This is a genomic window from Corallococcus sp. CA054B (genome assembly GCF_003611625.1).
In the GTDB taxonomy this organism is placed as follows: Bacteria; Myxococcota; Myxococcia; order Myxococcales; family Myxococcaceae; genus Corallococcus; species Corallococcus coralloides.
Map to the genome: position 1 here is coordinate 78,704 of NZ_RAVY01000009.1, position 15,411 is coordinate 94,114.

14 protein-coding genes are annotated in these 15,411 nt (G+C 70.5%); 7 read left to right on the plus strand and 7 right to left on the minus strand.

What is annotated here, in order from left to right; translation table 11 throughout:
* Nucleotides 1-131 precede the first annotated feature (131 nt).
* Entirely contained in the window at nt 132-1,295 is a 1,164-nt protein-coding gene (locus D7V80_RS04240) for a cytochrome-c peroxidase (RefSeq protein ID WP_120586952.1), read from the plus strand.
* A 4-nt stretch (nt 1,296-1,299) separates the two neighbouring features.
* Here the strand turns inward: D7V80_RS04240 and D7V80_RS04245 are convergent, their stop codons facing one another.
* From D7V80_RS04245 to D7V80_RS04260, 4 genes are all read right to left on the minus strand, one after another.
* Nucleotides 1,300-2,745 carry a M24 family metallopeptidase gene (locus D7V80_RS04245; protein ID WP_120586932.1) on the minus strand — a complete coding sequence of 482 codons (1,446 nt, stop codon included), beginning with the start codon at nt 2,743-2,745 and terminating at the stop codon, nt 1,300-1,302.
* Between the two features lie 106 nt (nt 2,746-2,851).
* Complete coding sequence (locus D7V80_RS04250) at nt 2,852-3,169, minus strand: hypothetical protein (protein ID WP_120586933.1); 318 nt, start codon at nt 3,167-3,169, stop codon at nt 2,852-2,854.
* A 75-nt stretch (nt 3,170-3,244) separates the two neighbouring features.
* Nucleotides 3,245-4,345, minus strand: a complete 1,101-nt coding sequence (locus D7V80_RS43575) for a kelch repeat-containing protein (protein ID WP_199738367.1) — start codon at nt 4,343-4,345, stop codon at nt 3,245-3,247.
* Nucleotides 4,346-4,523: 178 nt separating this feature from the next.
* Entirely contained in the window at nt 4,524-4,859 is a 336-nt protein-coding gene (locus tag D7V80_RS04260) for a DUF2171 domain-containing protein (RefSeq protein ID WP_233585126.1), read from the minus strand.
* Between the two features lie 153 nt (nt 4,860-5,012).
* On the opposite strand from D7V80_RS04260, the gene D7V80_RS04265 reads away from it, so the two are divergent.
* Nucleotides 5,013-5,210 carry a hypothetical protein gene (locus D7V80_RS04265; RefSeq protein WP_120586936.1) on the plus strand — a complete coding sequence of 66 codons (198 nt, stop codon included), beginning with the start codon at nt 5,013-5,015 and terminating at the stop codon, nt 5,208-5,210.
* Between the two features lies 1 nt (nt 5,211).
* Here D7V80_RS04265 and D7V80_RS04270 read toward each other — a convergent pair whose 3' ends face one another.
* The gene (locus D7V80_RS04270; protein WP_120586937.1) at nt 5,212-6,225 is read right to left on the minus strand and encodes an ABC transporter ATP-binding protein; all 1,014 of its coding nucleotides are present in this window, start codon (nt 6,223-6,225) and stop codon (nt 5,212-5,214) included.
* Nucleotides 6,226-6,769: 544 nt separating this feature from the next.
* On the opposite strand from D7V80_RS04270, the gene D7V80_RS04280 reads away from it, so the two are divergent.
* Both D7V80_RS04280 and D7V80_RS04285 read left to right on the plus strand, forming a co-directional pair.
* A complete protein-coding gene (locus D7V80_RS04280; protein ID WP_233585127.1) occupies nt 6,770-7,156 on the plus strand; it encodes a DUSAM domain-containing protein in 387 nt (128 codons plus the stop codon).
* A gap of 112 nt (nt 7,157-7,268) precedes the next feature.
* Complete coding sequence (locus D7V80_RS04285) at nt 7,269-8,315, plus strand: oxygenase MpaB family protein (RefSeq protein WP_120586939.1); 1,047 nt, start codon at nt 7,269-7,271, stop codon at nt 8,313-8,315.
* A 3-nt stretch (nt 8,316-8,318) separates the two neighbouring features.
* Here the strand turns inward: D7V80_RS04285 and D7V80_RS04290 are convergent, their stop codons facing one another.
* On the minus strand, nt 8,319-8,603 hold the full coding sequence (locus tag D7V80_RS04290; protein WP_120586940.1) for a DUF427 domain-containing protein: 285 nt from the start codon (nt 8,601-8,603) through the stop codon (nt 8,319-8,321).
* A 36-nt stretch (nt 8,604-8,639) separates the two neighbouring features.
* Nucleotides 8,640-9,467: an alpha/beta fold hydrolase gene (locus tag D7V80_RS04295; RefSeq protein WP_120586941.1), complete on the minus strand. Its 828-nt coding sequence runs from the start codon at nt 9,465-9,467 to the stop codon at nt 8,640-8,642.
* Between the two features lie 141 nt (nt 9,468-9,608).
* Between D7V80_RS04295 and D7V80_RS04300 the strand changes: the two genes are divergently transcribed.
* The 3 genes from D7V80_RS04300 to D7V80_RS04310 all read left to right on the plus strand — a co-directional run bounded on the left by D7V80_RS04300 (nt 9,609) and on the right by D7V80_RS04310 (nt 14,229).
* A complete protein-coding gene (locus D7V80_RS04300; RefSeq protein WP_120586942.1) occupies nt 9,609-11,690 on the plus strand; it encodes a HEAT repeat domain-containing protein in 2,082 nt (693 codons plus the stop codon).
* Between the two features lie 17 nt (nt 11,691-11,707).
* The gene (locus D7V80_RS04305) at nt 11,708-12,259 is read left to right on the plus strand and encodes a hypothetical protein (RefSeq protein ID WP_147446981.1); all 552 of its coding nucleotides are present in this window, start codon (nt 11,708-11,710) and stop codon (nt 12,257-12,259) included.
* Between the two features lie 647 nt (nt 12,260-12,906).
* Nucleotides 12,907-14,229: a TolC family protein gene (locus D7V80_RS04310; RefSeq protein ID WP_233585128.1), complete on the plus strand. Its 1,323-nt coding sequence runs from the start codon at nt 12,907-12,909 to the stop codon at nt 14,227-14,229.
* Nucleotides 14,230-15,411 lie beyond the last annotated feature (1,182 nt).

Consider the following 15,411-nt stretch of genomic DNA (forward strand, 5'->3'; position numbering starts at 1 on the left):
GTGCTTCACGCCGTGAAGGCCGGGCGCACCCGAGTTGGGTCCCCGGCCTTCGTGCGTGGATGGCCGCATGCCCGGCGGGGGGACAGGAACCATTGATTGCTGAACACAAGGGCGCGAAGCTGCTCCGGCCCATGACTGGTCTCCGTCCGCGTACCGCCGTGCTCGCCCTGGCCCTGCTGGGGACGGGTTGCGAATCCGAAGTTCCCTTTCCGACCGAAGATGAGCTGGACCAGCTGAGCGCCCTGCACACGCAGAGCGTGAAGCCGGAGGCAGACCCCACCAACAAGTGGGCGGACAACGCGGACGCGGCGGTGCTGGGCCAGCGGCTGTTCGAGGACCCGGGGCTTTCGCGCTGCGGGACGGTGTCCTGCAAGAGCTGCCACGCGGGTGAGTCCTACACGGTGGAGACGGCGACGGCGGAGGGCTGCGGAGGCCACCAGTCCGAGCGCAACCCGCCCAGCCTGTTGAACGTGGGCTACAGCCGCTGGTTCATGTGGGACGGGCGGGCGGACCGGCTCTGGTCGCAGGCGGTGCTGCCGCTGACGAACCCCATCGAGATGGACTCGGACGCGACGGTGGTGCGCGCGCGGCTGGCCGGGGAGCCCACGTACACGGCGGCGTACACGCAGCTGTTCGGCAAGGCGCCCGCGGACGAGTCGGACCCGGACCGGCTGATGGCGAACGTGGGCAAGGTGCTGGCGGCGTACCAGCGCACGCTCAACCGCACCGACGCGCCCTTCGACGCGGACGTGCGGCGCTTCCTGCAGGCGGTGGAGGCGGGCACGCAGGAGAAGGACCCGGCGTACCTGGGCCTGAAGACGTTCGTGCGCAAGGGCCAGTGCGTGGTGTGCCACAAGGGCCGCTCGCTGTCGGACGACAAGTTCCACAACCTGGGGCTGAAGGACACGGGCGCGGGGCGGCGCGGGCAGGCGGACGCGGTGGACGCGCTGATGTCCTGGCAGTTCAACGCCGCGGGCCCCTACAGCGACGCGCCGTCGGGCATCGACGCCGCGCGGCTGTCCACGCTGAAGGCGCAGGCGCAGACGAAGCCCACGGAGGTGGAGGGCGCGTTCCGCACGCCCACGCTGCGCAACGTGGCGCTGAGCGCGCCGTACATGCACACCGGCGCGGAGAAGACGCTGGAGGACGTGATCGACTTCTACAACGAGGGCGGCGACCCGGACGGCACCTTCCCCGGCGTGCGCACGGAGACCATCGTCAAGCTGGACCTGAGCAGCGAGGAGAAGCAGGCGCTGGTGACGCTGCTCAAGTCCATGACGGGCGTGGCGAAGTAGGCCTTCAGCGCACCAGGTGGAAGGACGTCTGACGCTGGAAGGCCCAGTGCACGGCGCCTTGCGAGTCCACGACGACGTCCTCCTCCTGGGCGGAGCGCACGGGCTGCTGGTTCCACTCCGGCACGGGGCTGGTCGCCTGCAGTTCGATGGAGAACCAGGAGTCGGGCATCACCTTGTGCTCGCCGTTGCCGGGCACGCCCTCCTGGCGGTCCCACATGCCAATCATGGGGCCGGCGCCGTGGCCGTGCAGGCCAATGGGGTGGGAGTACACGCTGCCGTTGATGCCTTCGGACTTCATGCGCGCGAGCGAGGCGCGCAGGACTTCGTTGCCGGTGCGGCCCGGCTTGATTTCACCTTTGACGATGTCCTGGAGCCGGTTGGACGCCTTGAGTGCGGCCTTGAGGCCTTCGGGGGCGTCCGTCTCTCCGTCGCGCAGCACGTAGCCCATGTGCTGGGTGTCGGTGTTGAGGCGGAGCGCGGTGACGCCGAAGTCGCAGTGGAGCACGTCGCCGCGCTGGATGACGGGGTTGTCGCCCACCTGTTCCTCGGTGGCGCCCTGGCGCTGCACGTCCACGTCCGGCTGGAACCAGGTGTCCAGGCCTTCGTCGGCCAGGCGCTGGCGCATCCACCACTCCACGTCCTGGGTGGTGGTGGTGCCGGGGGTGATGACGGCGTTGGAGAAGGCGGTCTGGATGAGGTTCCAGGCGTACTTCTGGAGGTCGGCGTAGAAGCGGACCTCGTCGGCGCTGCGCCAGCCCAGCACGTCCAGGGGCAGGCCGCCCGCGGGCTTGAGGCGCTTCGTCCAGGCAGGGCCCAGGGCCTGGGTCATGCCTTCGTATTCGCCGTGGGTGAGGCCGTCCGCGAAGGCGATGGCGGGGGACACGTCGATGGCGATGGAGTCCGGCTTGCGCTCCTCCACGACCTGCTTGAGGAGCAGCCACTGTTCGGGGCCCAGGAGCTCCGCGGCGCGCTGCGAGCCGCCGCGGTCCACCATCATGGGAGCGCGGCGGGCTTCATAGAGGCCGCCCTGGGTGCTGCCGCCCAGCGCCAGCCGCTCCACGCCCTTGTCCGCGCCCCGGTCGAAGAAGACGTAGATGGTGCGGCGGCGGGCGGCGAAGGTGGTGGGGGAGACGAGCGCCTTGAAGACGGGGTCCTCGTTGTACTCGCGCATGGGGACGACCCACATGCGCACGCCGTACTTGCGCATGAGCTGGGGCACGCCGGTCTCCAGCCGCTCCTTGAGCCACGACTGCTGGCGTGCGGCCTGTTCGCGCAGCGTGCCGAAGGGACGCACGGGAGCGGCGGGAGCGGCCGGAGCGGCGACAGGGGCAGCCGGCGCGGCGGGCGCGGCGGCGACCGGGGCCTCGGGCTTCGTAGGGGCGGCGGGCGCGGTGGCGCAGGCGGAGGAACAGACGAGCGGGACGACGAGCAGGTGTTTCCAGGAGCGCATGGGCGCGCAGTCTGTCACGCGCCCTGTCGCGCCGCGCTGAGCAAAAGGCCCCCAGGAACCGCCGTTGCCAGTCATTCAAGGAAAAGCCAGACACACTGTCCTGGCTTCACTTCGAATCCGTGGAGCCTGGGGGCGTGGCGCGGGGACTGACCTTGCGCAGCTCGTGGAAGTGCTCGCGGACGAACCGCGCGGCGTTGAGCAGGGCATCCACGGGACCGACGCCCACCATGCTGATGGTGATGGGCACCGCGTGTCCGATGATCAGCGGGCAATACCAATCCCCATTGGCATCCTGGGGGATGGGCGCGGGCCGGCCCAGGGTGACGCGGGAGACGTGCGTGTGTCCGTGGTCGTCCTCGAAGGACCAGTAGTCATCGGCCACGGGGTCGTCGATGGACGCGTGGTGCGGAGGGCCAGGGTTCATGGACGAGAGATCAACAGATCTGCCACTGCCGCACCTCTCTAATCGGCATCACTCCGAAGGGCCGCCGTCCATCCGCTATTCGTCAGCCGTGACCTGGGCCACGGCGGGAGCAGGGACGTACTCCTCGCTCGTGGCCAGGGTGCCCAGTTCGTTCACTCCGCCCACCACCAGCACCGTGCCCCGGCGCAGCCACAGCGCTCCGGCTTCGCCTCGCGGCTCATGCAGCGTGGGCGCCTGCGTCCAGAGGCCCTTCGCCGGGTCGAAGCGCTCCGCGGAGTCCAGCGTGCCTCGTGAGGAGTGCTCGCCGCCCACCACCAGCACCGCGCCCTCCGCCGTCAACAGCGCTGCGTGGTGCTCGCGCGGCACCGCCGGGGCCTCCACCAGCTCCCAGGCGTTGCGCTCCGGCACGTACACCTCCGCCGTCCTCGCCGCCTGCATCGTGGTGCCGCCCACCACCAGCACGCGCCCGTCCGGGAGCAGTGTCACGGTATGCCCCAGCCGGTGCGTCCCCGCCGCGCCGCCCACCGCTCCCGCCTTCTCCCAGTGGCCCGTCACCGGGTCGTACAGCTCCGACTGCAGGCCGCTCGCGAAGAGCACCTTGCCCGTGCGCAGCACCACCGCCGTCCCCGCGCCGCCCCGCACGTACGCAGGCGCCTCCGCCGCGCTCCAGGTCCCCGTCACCGGGTCGAACAGCTCCGCGGAACGCACCGGCCGCAGGTCCACGTCCGTGCCCCCCGCCACCAGCACGCGCCCGTCCGGCAACACCACCACCGCCGGGTCGTTGCGCGCCTCGCTCATGGGCGCCGCTTGCGTCCACACACCCGTGTCCGGCCCGTACAGCTCCGCGCTCGCCAGCGCGCCCACCGTCACGCCGTTGGAGCCGCCCACCACCAGCACGCGGCCATCCGGAAGCCGCACCGCCGCGTGGTTGCGCCGCGCCGTGCGCAGCGCTCCCGTGGACCTCCAGCGCCCCGTGTCCGGGTCGAAGACCTCGCTGCTGCCCAGCGTGCGGCTGCCGTCATGCCCTCCCGCCGCCAACACCCGCCCGTCGTCCAAAGCGATGTAGGGCAGCAGCCGCCTCGGCGTGGACAACATGCCCGGCACTGGCGCCTCCACGCCGCCCGCATCCGCTCGCGGCGCGGGCCCGCACGCGAACACCACTCCCAACCACAGCATCGTGACGCAAGAAGTCGAAAACCGTCGCATGGCCCCACCGGGACGTCTGGTCGAGGGGTCCGTTTAACGCGCCGGTCTGACATCCAGGCGACCGCAAGGTCTTGTGATTCCAGGACCTTGCCCTGCCCCTCGGGTTGGGAATCCCGAACTCCCGGAGGCAGCACCAGGCCGCCCGGCATCAGTGCCGCGTAGGACCCACGGGGTCGTTCGCGGGCTCCGCTTCCAGGCCCTCGCTGTGGCGCGGCGGCAGCGCTCCGCCGTCGTCGTCCTCCTCCAGCGTGAGCTGCGAATGGTCCGCCGGCTTGAGCAGGACTTCATCCCCGCTCACGGCCTCCACGTCGCTGTACTCGACCAGGTAGTCGCGCCGGGGGATGGGCACCAGCCCCTGCTCCAGTTCGAAGTGCGTGTCGCCCACGCCCGCCACCCGGCCCAGCGGCTGTCCATCGGCGGTGCGCACCGACATGCCCTCGCGAACCTCTCCCGCGTGAATCATCGCGTCGCTCCTCGCGCTCATGGGGTCCTCACCAAGAGTGGGGTCGCTCCCGCCGCCGTGCGCGCCCTGGCAGGCAGCCCGGTGGGCCCTCGGGCCGCCTTCTTCCGCGCCCGTGTGCCTGCCCTGCGCGCGGCCCCGTCGCGCGGTGCCTAACGTTTCCTCAAGGAGGCCCCCATGCTGCTGGAACTGTCGAACGACGAATCGCGTGTGCTGAAGGACGCCGTGGATTCCTCGCTGGAGATGCTGCTGGATGAAATCGCGCAGGCGGATCAACGCGAGCTCAAGGAGGCGCTGCACCAGCGCTACGAACGGCTCGTCGCCCTCCAGCGCCGGCTGGAGCCCGTGGTGGAGAGCGAACAGGTCTACGCCTGACTCACACCGCGCGCCCCGTCCTCGCGTCGAACCGGCGCAGGTAGCGTGCGTCGTGGCGCAGCCACACCGTGTCTCCGCTCGCGGCGCGGAAATCCCCGGGCGCCCGCGCCACCAGGCGCTCGCCGCCCATCTCCACCGTCACCCAGACCTCCGCGCCCATGGGCTCCACCAGGTACACGCGTCCCTCGCGCGCGTCCTCCGGCTTGGACCCCTGCCCCACCTGGAGGTGCTCCGGCCTCAGGCCCAGCACCGCGTCACCGTCGGACAGGCCCAGCGTCTGGGGCTTCACCAGGTTGATGCGCGGCGAGCCGAAGAAGCCCGCCACGAAGAGGTTCGCCGGCGCGTCGTACAGCTCGCGCGGCGGGGCCACCTGCTGCACCTCGCCCTGGCTCATCACCACCACGCGGTCCGACAGCGTCATCGCCTCCGCCTGGTCATGCGTGACGTAGATGAACGTGGCCTTGAGCTGTTCGTGCAGCTTCTTGATTTCGCCGCGCATCTGCGTGCGCAGCGCCGCGTCCAGGTTGGACAGGGGCTCGTCGAAGAGGAACACCTTGGGCCTGCGCACCAGCGCGCGTCCCAGCGCCACGCGCTGCCGCTGCCCGCCCGACAGCTCCTTCGGCCGGCGCGACAGGAGCGCCTCCAGCCCCAGCACGCCGGACACCTCGCGCACGCGCGCCTCGACGTCCTTGGCGTCCATCCCCGCCACCTTCAGCGGGAACGCCAGGTTCCCCGCCACGTCCAGGTGCGGGTAGAGCGCGTAGCTCTGGAACACCATCGCGATGTCGCGCTCGCGCGGAGACAGGTCGTTCACCAACTGCCCGTCGATTCGCAGCTCGCCGCCGGACAGCTCCTCCAGCCCGGCGATGAGGTTCAACGTCGTGGACTTGCCGCAGCCGGACGGGCCCACCAGCGACACGAACTCGCCGTCCGCGATGTCCAGCGTCACGCCCTTTACCGCCGCCACGCCACCCCGGTACACCTTGCGCACGTCCTGCAGGGACACCGTCGCCAAGGCTCCGCTCCTCCACTCAGGGCCACGCCCCGCGAAAAGCCCAGCATCGCCGCTCGCGTCCGCCCGGAAAGTCCAGTCCACCCCGCCCCGTCACATCCCCTACAGTTCTCCGGACCATGCCGGAAAGCACCGCCCGGTAGGCCCGCGCAATGCCCACCCCGACAATCGCATCCTGGCGGCCCCTCCTCGCCGCCTGCCTCGCGGCGTTCAGCCTGGGATGCGCCACCGTCGCCATGGACACTGAGACGGATTGCATCCAGCGGCACCCGGGACTCCCCGAGGCATGCGGACTCACCGCCTCCGAGGCCGCCACCATCATGGCCGCTGGCATCGGAGCCACCGGTTCGCACACCGGCTCCAAGACAGAAGAGTACGACGACGCCCACAACACGAACCTCCCCGACTGGAAACGGCGCTGCATCCGTCTGTACGGGGATTGCCAGAGCCAGGCATGGACACGAAAAGCGAGCTGCTTCGCGTGCTTCGAGTCCTGCACCGGGCAACACGAATGGCCCTTCGATAAATGCCGGCCAAAGGCCGGGCAATGACGACGATGACGACGACGGAAGATGGACCCGACTGGGATCCAATCCGCGCACTCGCGCGGCAGGTGCTCCGCGATGGAGCGCCGCTGGTGCTCGATGATGACGTGCGCGACCTGCTGCGGCGCACGGCGCGAGAAGTGGCCCTGAGCGACGCCGACGTGAGTACCGATACCGGAGCGCTCGCGGTGCTGCGCGAGTGCTCGCGGCGCATCACCGAAGGCTCGAACAGGCTGGGGGACGCGCTCCACCGGATGTACCGCCATCGCGAGGCAGGCGACTACGACAGCGCGCGGCAGGAGATGCGCGAGGTACTGTCCGTCGAAGTGGTGCCCCTGTACCGCGAGATTGCCCAGGGCCAACTGACCGCCATGGCCGGCAAGCCATGACCCCGAGGCGCCCCGTCACATCCCCTACGTGTCGGGTTTTCCAGGGCAGGCGGTTTGTTACAGAATCAACAGTTCTCTACACTGGGCCGGAACGCAGCACCGGAGTCCGCCCATGCCCTTCACCTTCCGTGACCAGAACCTGGACGCCCTCCTGGGCGACCCGCTCGACGCGGCCAACAGCCTGTACGGCATCATGAGCGCCGCGGAGCCGGAGCTGATGGAGGGGCTGCGGCTGCACTGGAAGAAGCACATCCGCGAGACACCGGGCGTGGATGGCACCTCGTGGCGCCCCGCGCTGAAGGCCTTCTCCGCCATCGAAGGCTTCTGGGGCAACAAGTACAGCGACCACCGGCTCGCGGGCGTCCTCTACGGGACCCAGGACCGCGCTGCGGCGACGGCGGCGGTGACGGGCGTGCAGTCCGCCGCGGAGTTCCTGCGCGACTTCGAGGCCGCGCGCGACGAGGCCTTCTACGTCTTCTTCCAGGCCACGTCCGTGAACGAGCTGGCGGGCGTGTCCTTCCAGGCCACGTACTACCACTACGATGTGTCCGCGCTGTTCGAGCAACGGCCGCACAGCAAGCTCAAAACCATCGTGTCCCGCCGGGTCATCGAGACGGCGCAGATCATGCTGCGCATCCTCTACGGCAACATGAACATGGGCTGGGGCAGCCTCTACAGCACGCGCACCCTGTCCACGACGCTGCTGCTGGCGCAGATGCACAACTCGGCGCTGAGCCACTACCGCTCCCGCTACACGGACCGGCGCTGCTACAACCAGAGCGCGGTCGCGTTCACGCTGCTGACGTTCTCGTACGTCGTCGCGCAGGCGTGGCGCGACAAGCGCTACGAGTTCAACGAGCAGCGCTGGTACTTCTTCTGGAAGCTGCTGGGCTCGCTGCTGGGCGTGGACACGCGCCTCATCGCGAACACCCACGCGGAGGCCGCCGAGCTATGGGACCTCTTCTTCGAGCACCACGAGTGCCAGGGAGGCCCCGGCGCGCCCTACCCCACGACGTTGGATCCCCGTCGCATCAACTCCGGCTTGCGGCAGGGCTACTCCGTGCAGCCGGAGTTGAACCTCCTCCAGTGGATCCCCGCCTTCGTCGTCACCCAGCTGCGCAACGGCAAGCGCTGGGGCAAGTACTTCCTGGGCCTCTAGAAGTCAGCGCTCCACCGTCACGCCCTTCCAGAAGGCCACATAGCCCTGGATGTTGGACGCGGCCGGCTTGGGCTCCGGGTAGTACCAGGCCGCGTCGGCGTTCGTCTTCCCGTCCACCTCCACGGAGTAGTAGCTCGCCTCGCCCTTCCAGGGGCAGGTGGTGTGCGTGGCGCTGGGCTTGAAGTGCTCGCGCACCAGGCTGTCGGGCGGGAAGTAGATGTTGCCCTCCACGGTCTCGTAGGTGTCGCTCTTCGCGAGCACCGTGCCGTTCCATTTCGCGACTGGCATGGGGGAAACCTTCCTGGAGTGCTGGTTAACGGCGCGTCAGCCCACTTGCGCGGCCTGCTTGGACGCGTGCTGGGTGAGGAAGGGGGCGAGCTCCGCGTTGACGAGCGCCGGCTCCTCCACGGAGGCCGAGTGGCCTCCGCGCGACAGGCGCACCAGCTGGGAGCCGGGGATGAGCGAGTGGATGCGCTCCGATTTGGCGGGCACTGTCGCGCGGTCCTCCTCCCCCACGATGACGAGCGTGGGCGTGCGGATGCGCGGCAGCTCCTCCGTGATGGCCTTGCGTTTGATGACGCCGTTGACGGCGCGGTAGATGTCGCGGCGGTTGCCCGTCAGGCGCGTTCGCCACAGCGCCCGCTCCTCCGCGCGGCCCGGGTCGGTGAGGAACGACGCGCCGAACATGATGCGCATCACCGAGGTCGCGACGGGGGCCAGGCCCACGTAGCGGGCGATGAGGTTGAGCGCGGTGTAGCGCGGCACGTTGGCGGTGGGCTCGGGGTCGGCGGACGTCTCCAGGAGCACCAGCGAGCGCAGCAGGTCCGGCCGGCGCGCCGCGAGCCGCATGCCCACGAAGCCGCCCATGGACAGGCCCACGAAGTGGACGGGCGCCACGCCCAGGGACTCGATGAGCGCCACCGCGTCCGCGTACACCGTCTCCACGTCGATGGCGGACTCGGGCGACACGTCGCTCTGGCCCTGACCCCGGTGGTCATACGCGATGCAGCGGAAGCGGCCGCGCAGGGCCTCCACCTGCGGGTCGAACAACCGGGTGCTCCAGAGGAGCCCGTGGCTGAAGAGGACCACGTCTCCGGAACCGCCGGTGTCCTCGTAGTACAGCCGGGTTCCATTCACGGACCGCATGGGCATGGGCACGGCCTCCCTTGGCTTGGAGGAGGACCCTAATCCAGGGCTCGCCAGGACCGCAGCCCTCCCTGGGAGGTCATTGTCCACTGGAGGCAGAGGTCTTGCGCGGAGCGCCGCTTGTGCGGCCTGGCGCTTGGGAGGAGCATGGGCGGCACCTTCCGGATGCGCTCCTCACGCCCTGTCCTTGTCGCCCTCGCGGTGGTGGTCCTCGCGGCGGGCTTGTTCTTCTTCCTGCGCCCTTCCGCGCCCGCGCCCGCCGCGTCTCCGCCGGTGGCCCAGGCGCCCGCTCCGGCTCCGGAGACCCCGCTGGACGCGGGCAGTGTGACCGCGCCGGTGCCGGTGAAGACAGTGGAGGCGCCGCCCTCGAAGCCGAACCATTTCGTGGGCTCGCAGGTGTGCGCGGACTGCCACGAGGAGCAGCACACGGGCTGGAAGCACGACTGGCACTCGCGGGCGCTGTCTCCGGCGACGAAGCCGTACGTGGTGGGCACGTTCGCGGCGGGCACGCACTTCAAGGGCGAGTCCAGCGAGGCGTGGATGCGCCGCGACGGGAGCCAGTACCTGATGCGCACCAAGGGCGCGGACGGGAACCTGGGCGAGTGGCCGGTGCAGTGGGTGGTGGGCGGCAAGCGGATGCAGGACCCCATCACGCTGTTGCCGGACGGCCGCTGGCAGGTGATGCCGGTGTACTTCCACGTCACGGGCAAGGGCGAGTGGGTGGACTACTCGGAGAAGAAGCAGGGGGCGCTGTCGCCGGACCACCCGTTCTTCTGGACGAACTTCCGCCGCAGCGCGCAGCACGCGTGCCTGGACTGCCACGTGACGGGGCTGGACGCGCGCTATGACCGGGCGAGCCACCAGTGGGAGACGAAGTTCGCGGACGCGGGCGTCGCGTGCGAGTCCTGCCACGGGCCCGGCGGGCGGCACGCGGAGTCGCAGGTTCCGGCGGACATCATCCAGCCGGCGAAGCTGTCGAAGGAAGAAGGCTTCGCGGTGTGCGCGCAGTGCCACGGGCCGCGCCGCACGCTGTTCCCCATGCTGGACGCGAAGCACCACTTCCTGCCCGGCCAGCGCTACGACGCGAGCTATCAGCCCATGGTGATGCTGGTGGGCAACGACCGCTCCGGGGACTTCTTCGCGGACGGGCGGCCCAGCACCTCCAGCTTCGAGTACCAGGCGCTCATCCAGTCCCAGTGCCACCTGAAGGGCGGGGCCACGTGCCTGACGTGCCACACGGCGCCGCACGACGCGAGCGCGCCCAACGAGGTGCGCAAGCAGAAGCCGGTGGCGGCGCGCACGTCGGTGAACGCGTCCACGTGCCAGGGCTGTCATCAGGAGGTGGTGGCGCAGGGCGAGCAGCACACGCACCACAAGGCCGCGGCGGCGCAGGACTGCCTGGCGTGTCACATGCCGCCGGTGGTGTCGGGCGTGTTGGACCACTTCGCGGACCACGCGCTGGACGTGCCGGCGCCCCAGAACACGGCGCGGCATGACATCCCCAACGCGTGCAACACCTGTCACGCGAAGCAGACGCCGGACGCGATGCAGGCGTCGCTGGTGAAGTGGTGGCCGAAGGCGGAGGCGCGGCAGCAGCGGCGGCTGCGGCTGGCGGACGCGTTCGACGAGAAGACGGCGGCGCTCAGCCGTGGGGCGCTGGAGGCGGTGCTGGCGGACACGGCGGAGGCGGGCACGCTGCGAGGCGCGGCGGCGAAGTTCCTGGCGCGCCGGTTCAAGCGCGACGCGGTGCCGGCGCTGCGGGCGGCGTTGAAGGGCACGACGGACCCCACCTTGCGTTCGGACATCATCGACGGGCTGGGCGCGGCGAACGCGCGCGAGGCGACGGAGGACCTGGCGGCGCTGCTCAAGGACGGCTCGCTGTGGGTGCGGCAGGGCGCGGCGTTGACGCTGGCGGCGTTCGGGGACCCGAGGGCGATGCCGGCGTTGCAGGCGCTGGCCACGGAGCCGGAGACGCGCGGGCTGGTGCAGCCGCACGTGATGCTGGGGCAGCTGGCCATGCGCCGCAGGGACGTGACCACGGCGACGCGTGAGTTCGAACAGGCGCTGGATCTACAGCCCTACAACGCGGACGTGCTGGTGCGGCTGGCGGACCTCTACGTGGTGCAGGGCAACCCGGTGAAGGGACGCGAGCGGCTGGAGGAAGCGCTCCGGTTCGATCCGCAGAACAAGCCCGCGAAGCAGCGGCTGGGCATGCTGCCGGCGCAGTGAGGATGCGCGGCGTGAGGGTGGCGTGGCGCGTGCTTCCGGCGGCATTGCTCCTGGCGGGCTGCCTGCGGTCCACGCCCACACGTGATGCGTGGACGAATGACGCGTCCATCGAGTTCCCACAGTTCTTCGAGCAGACCGCCGTGGAAGCAGGCGCGGATGGACGCACGGTCGAACTGAGCGGCAGTGTCCTGCGCGCGCTCGACATCGCCGCCGCTGACTTCCTGGGCCCACAAGATGCCAACACCCCGTGCGTCGACCGGCGCGAGTCACACCGGTACAGGGTCATTCAGCGGCAAGGGGTCATCTTCATCCGAATCGATGAGGATCCCCGGGCCTGCGGCCTGAACGTTCCCGCGCTGCATTCGGGAGCACAGTACGCGGTCGGTAGTGATGGTCGGCTCCTCCGCCGCCTTCGGGATGGCGAGCCGGATGAATCGCTGGAGGCCACGGATGCAGGCCCCGGCATCCTGGTTCCCACGTCAGAGGTCGGCCGTTCCTTCGAGCCACCCGATGGCTCCGTGCCCCTGCCGCTCCCGGATGCGGGAACCGGCGCACGCCAGGGTCCCTGACCCGGCCGTCATGACAGCCGTGGCGTGCTGAACGCGCGCCCTCCCTTGAAGACAGACGCCTGCTCGGCGCTCGCGACGCACGTTGGCTCTTCCCCAGCCTGCGTCAGGACGCGCCATGTCTCCACGAGCCCCTCCACCTTCCCTGCCCTTACGCCCGTAAGGGCAACCCCGGACCTCCAGCGCCGACTCGAGGTCTGTTCATCGATTGCTGAGCACTTCCTCGCCCTGCTGTGTTGTCCACTGGAGCGCCGGGGGGCGCGAACCGTGGCAGGGGGCTGGCTTCGCCCCTACCTGGGGAGCATCCCTTTATGAACGCGTTCGTGTTCGCAGCCCTGCTGGTCCCTTCCGGAATCCCCGGTGAGGCGCCAGCGCCGCACGGCTCCGGACCCTTCCGTCCCGTCCTCGCGCAATACACCGCGCCACCGCAGCGCGCTCCGCCCGCGCCTCCGCCGCCCACGCCTCCCGTCGCGACACCGAACACCCAGGCTCCGAACGCCCCCGCGCCGAACGCCCCGGTCCTGAAGCTCCCCGAGCAGCCTCCGGCCATGCCGAGTGCCCCGACTCCGAACGCACCCCGGGCTCCCGCTCCGACTCGGTCCGGCCGCGCCAGCACGCCCGCATCCCAGGCCCCGGATGACGTCCCCGAAGTGCCACCGCCATTCCAGGCGAACGTGTCGGATCCGCTGCTCACTCCCGCGCCCGCCGCGCCCCAGCAACTCCAGTCCTGGAACGAAGCGCTCACGCTCCTGCGCCAGCGCTCCACCAACCTCCAGGCCGCGCTGGGCCAGGTAGAAGTCGCCGCGGGCACGTGGCGCATCGCGCTCGCCAACCTGCTGCCCACCGTCGGCGGCACGCTGTCCGCCCAATACAACGTCCTCAACCCGAACATCCCCGCTGTCGGCGGTGGCATCGGCGGTGGCGTGGGCGGTGGCGTCAGCGGCGAAGGGGGCTTCACGCCCACGGAGCTCCTGGGCATCGGCGTGCTCACCGCCAACGTGCCCGTGGTGGACCTGGCCAGCCTCTACGCCCTGGGCAGCGCCAAGGAGTCGCGGCGCACCGCCGCCCTGTCGCTCGCGGAGACGCGCCGGCAGCTCACCCGGGGCCTCGCGCAGGCGCTGGTCTCCGTGTCCTCCAACGAGCGCCTGGCGGAGGTCAACCGCGTCAACCTGCGCACCGCGCTGGAGCGGCTGGCCCTCGCGCAGCGCCGCTTCGAGCTGGGCGCCGGCACCCGCCTGGACGTCGTCCGCGTGGAGCAGGACGCCCAGACCGCGCGCCGCAACGTCGTCACCGGCGACGAGAACCTGCGCCAGGCGCGCGAGGCCCTGGGCCTCGCCCTGGGCACCCCGTCCGCCGTGGGCCTCAAACCGGGCCTGGAGCTGACCACGCTGTTCGAGGGCGCGAAGGCCACCTGCCGCACCCTGGAGTCGCTGGAGAACCGCCCGGACATCGCCGCCGCGAAGTCGCGCCAGGTGGTGGCCGAACGCGCCATCGGCGAGGTGTACCGCCAGTACGCGCCCACCCTGGACCTCACCAGCACCACCACCGCGCTCACCGTCAACCCGGGCTTCGCGGAGGTCCCCATCTGGAACGTCGGCGCCAGCCTGGTGCTGCCCTTCTGGGACGGCGGCGCGCGCGAGGGCCGCCTGCGCCAGGCCCGCGGCCAGCTGGAGCAGGCCCGCGCGGATGTCACCGACCGCGAGCGCAACATCGTCATCGAGGTCACCCAGGCGAAGCGCGCCGTGCAGGTGACCCAGGCGACGCGCGACCTGGCGGAGCGCGAGCGGAAGCTCGCGGAAGAGAATGACCGGCTCACCCGCCGCAGCTTCGAGGTGGGCACCGGAACGAGCCTCGAGCTGGTGGACGCGGCCGGGGCCCTGCGGCAGGCCGAACTGGAGCTCGTCATCCGCGACTTCCAGTTCCGCCAGGCCCAGGTGGATGCATTCCTGTCGGAGGCAGCATGCGATTGGTGAGGGGCGGTTGGGGCGCATGGGGACTCGTCCTCGCGCTGACGGCGGGCGGGTGCAGCGGCGGCAAGGACCCCGGCCAGGCCGCGCCCGGAGGTGGCCCCCAGTCGGGCCAGCAGAGCCAGGGGGGCGGCAAGCCCACGCCCGTGCAGGTGATGGCGGTGAAGCCCGGCCCGGTGCGCGACACCCGCGAGTACGTGGGCACCCTCATCTCCCGCAGCAGCATCACCGTCGTCCCGCAGGTCGCGGGCTACATCCAGAAGATCCCCGTTCGCCAGGGCCAGAAGGTGAAGGCGGGCCAGGTGCTGCTCGTGGTGGATCCCCGCCAGGAGCAGGCCTCCCTGCGCGCCACCCAGGCCCAGAAGGCCTCCGCCGTCGCCAACCGCGAGTTCGCGCGCAGGACGCGCGAGCGCAGCGCGCAGCTCCTCAAGGAAGGGCTCGTCAGCCGCCAGGACTACGAACAGGCCGTGGCCCAGGCGGCGCAATCCGAGGCCCAGGCCCAGGCGGCGGAAGCACAGATCCAGAACCAGCAGGTGCAGCTGGGCTTCTTCAACGTGAGCGCCCCCTTCGACGGCGTCGTGGGCGACATCCCGGTGAAGCTGGGCGACTACGTGACGCCGCAGACGGCGCTCACCATCCTGGACCAGAGCCGCGCGCTGGAGCTGTCCGTGCAGGTGCCGGTGGACCAGGCCGCGCGGGTGAAGGTGGGCGAGACGCCACTGGAGGTGCTCAACGAGGATGGCGAGCCCATCGTCCGCGCCCCCGCCTTCTTCGTCGCCACCACACCCAATCCCAACACGCAGCTGGTGGAGGTGCAGGCCGCCTTCGAGAACACCGTGGGCCTCCGGGCTGGCCAGCTGGTGCGCGCGCAGCTCGTCTACGACGTGCGCGACGCCCTGAAGATGCCCACCACCGCGGTGACGCGGCAGGGCAGTCAGTCCTTCGCCATGGTGGTGGGGGAAGGCGACGCCGGCACCGTGGTGAAGCGCCAGCCCGTGACGCTGGGACTGGTGGAGGGCAACGACTACGAGGTGCTCAAGGGCCTGGACGCGGGCACCCAGGTCATCATCAGCGGGGTGCAGCAGCTGCGCGACGGCATGCCCATCCAGCCAAAGCCCGCGCGGCAGTCGCAGGGCCAGACAGAAGGCATGCCCTGTCTCTTATACCCATCTGACGCTGCCGACGATA

What these genes read in the sequence shown, in the direction of transcription:
- D7V80_RS04290 (WP_120586940.1), bottom strand. Translation starts at nt 8,603, where the DNA reads ATGCCAGTCGCGAAATGGAACGGCACGGTGCTCGCGAAGAGCGACACC.
- D7V80_RS04250 (WP_120586933.1), bottom strand. Translation starts at nt 3,169, where the DNA reads ATGAACCCTGGCCCTCCGCACCACGCGTCCATCGACGACCCCGTGGCC.
- D7V80_RS04280 (WP_233585127.1), top strand. Translation starts at nt 6,770, where the DNA reads ATGACGACGATGACGACGACGGAAGATGGACCCGACTGGGATCCAATC.
- D7V80_RS04245 (WP_120586932.1), bottom strand. Translation starts at nt 2,745, where the DNA reads ATGCGCTCCTGGAAACACCTGCTCGTCGTCCCGCTCGTCTGTTCCTCC.
- D7V80_RS04260 (WP_233585126.1), bottom strand. Translation starts at nt 4,859, where the DNA reads ATGAGCGCGAGGAGCGACGCGATGATTCACGCGGGAGAGGTTCGCGAG.
- D7V80_RS04300 (WP_120586942.1), top strand. Translation starts at nt 9,609, where the DNA reads ATGGGCGGCACCTTCCGGATGCGCTCCTCACGCCCTGTCCTTGTCGCC.
- D7V80_RS04285 (WP_120586939.1), top strand. Translation starts at nt 7,269, where the DNA reads ATGCCCTTCACCTTCCGTGACCAGAACCTGGACGCCCTCCTGGGCGAC.
- D7V80_RS04240 (WP_120586952.1), top strand. Translation starts at nt 132, where the DNA reads ATGACTGGTCTCCGTCCGCGTACCGCCGTGCTCGCCCTGGCCCTGCTG.
- D7V80_RS04295 (WP_120586941.1), bottom strand. Translation starts at nt 9,467, where the DNA reads ATGCCCATGCGGTCCGTGAATGGAACCCGGCTGTACTACGAGGACACC.
- D7V80_RS04265 (WP_120586936.1), top strand. Translation starts at nt 5,013, where the DNA reads ATGCTGCTGGAACTGTCGAACGACGAATCGCGTGTGCTGAAGGACGCC.
- D7V80_RS43575 (WP_199738367.1), bottom strand. Translation starts at nt 4,345, where the DNA reads ATGCTGTGGTTGGGAGTGGTGTTCGCGTGCGGGCCCGCGCCGCGAGCG.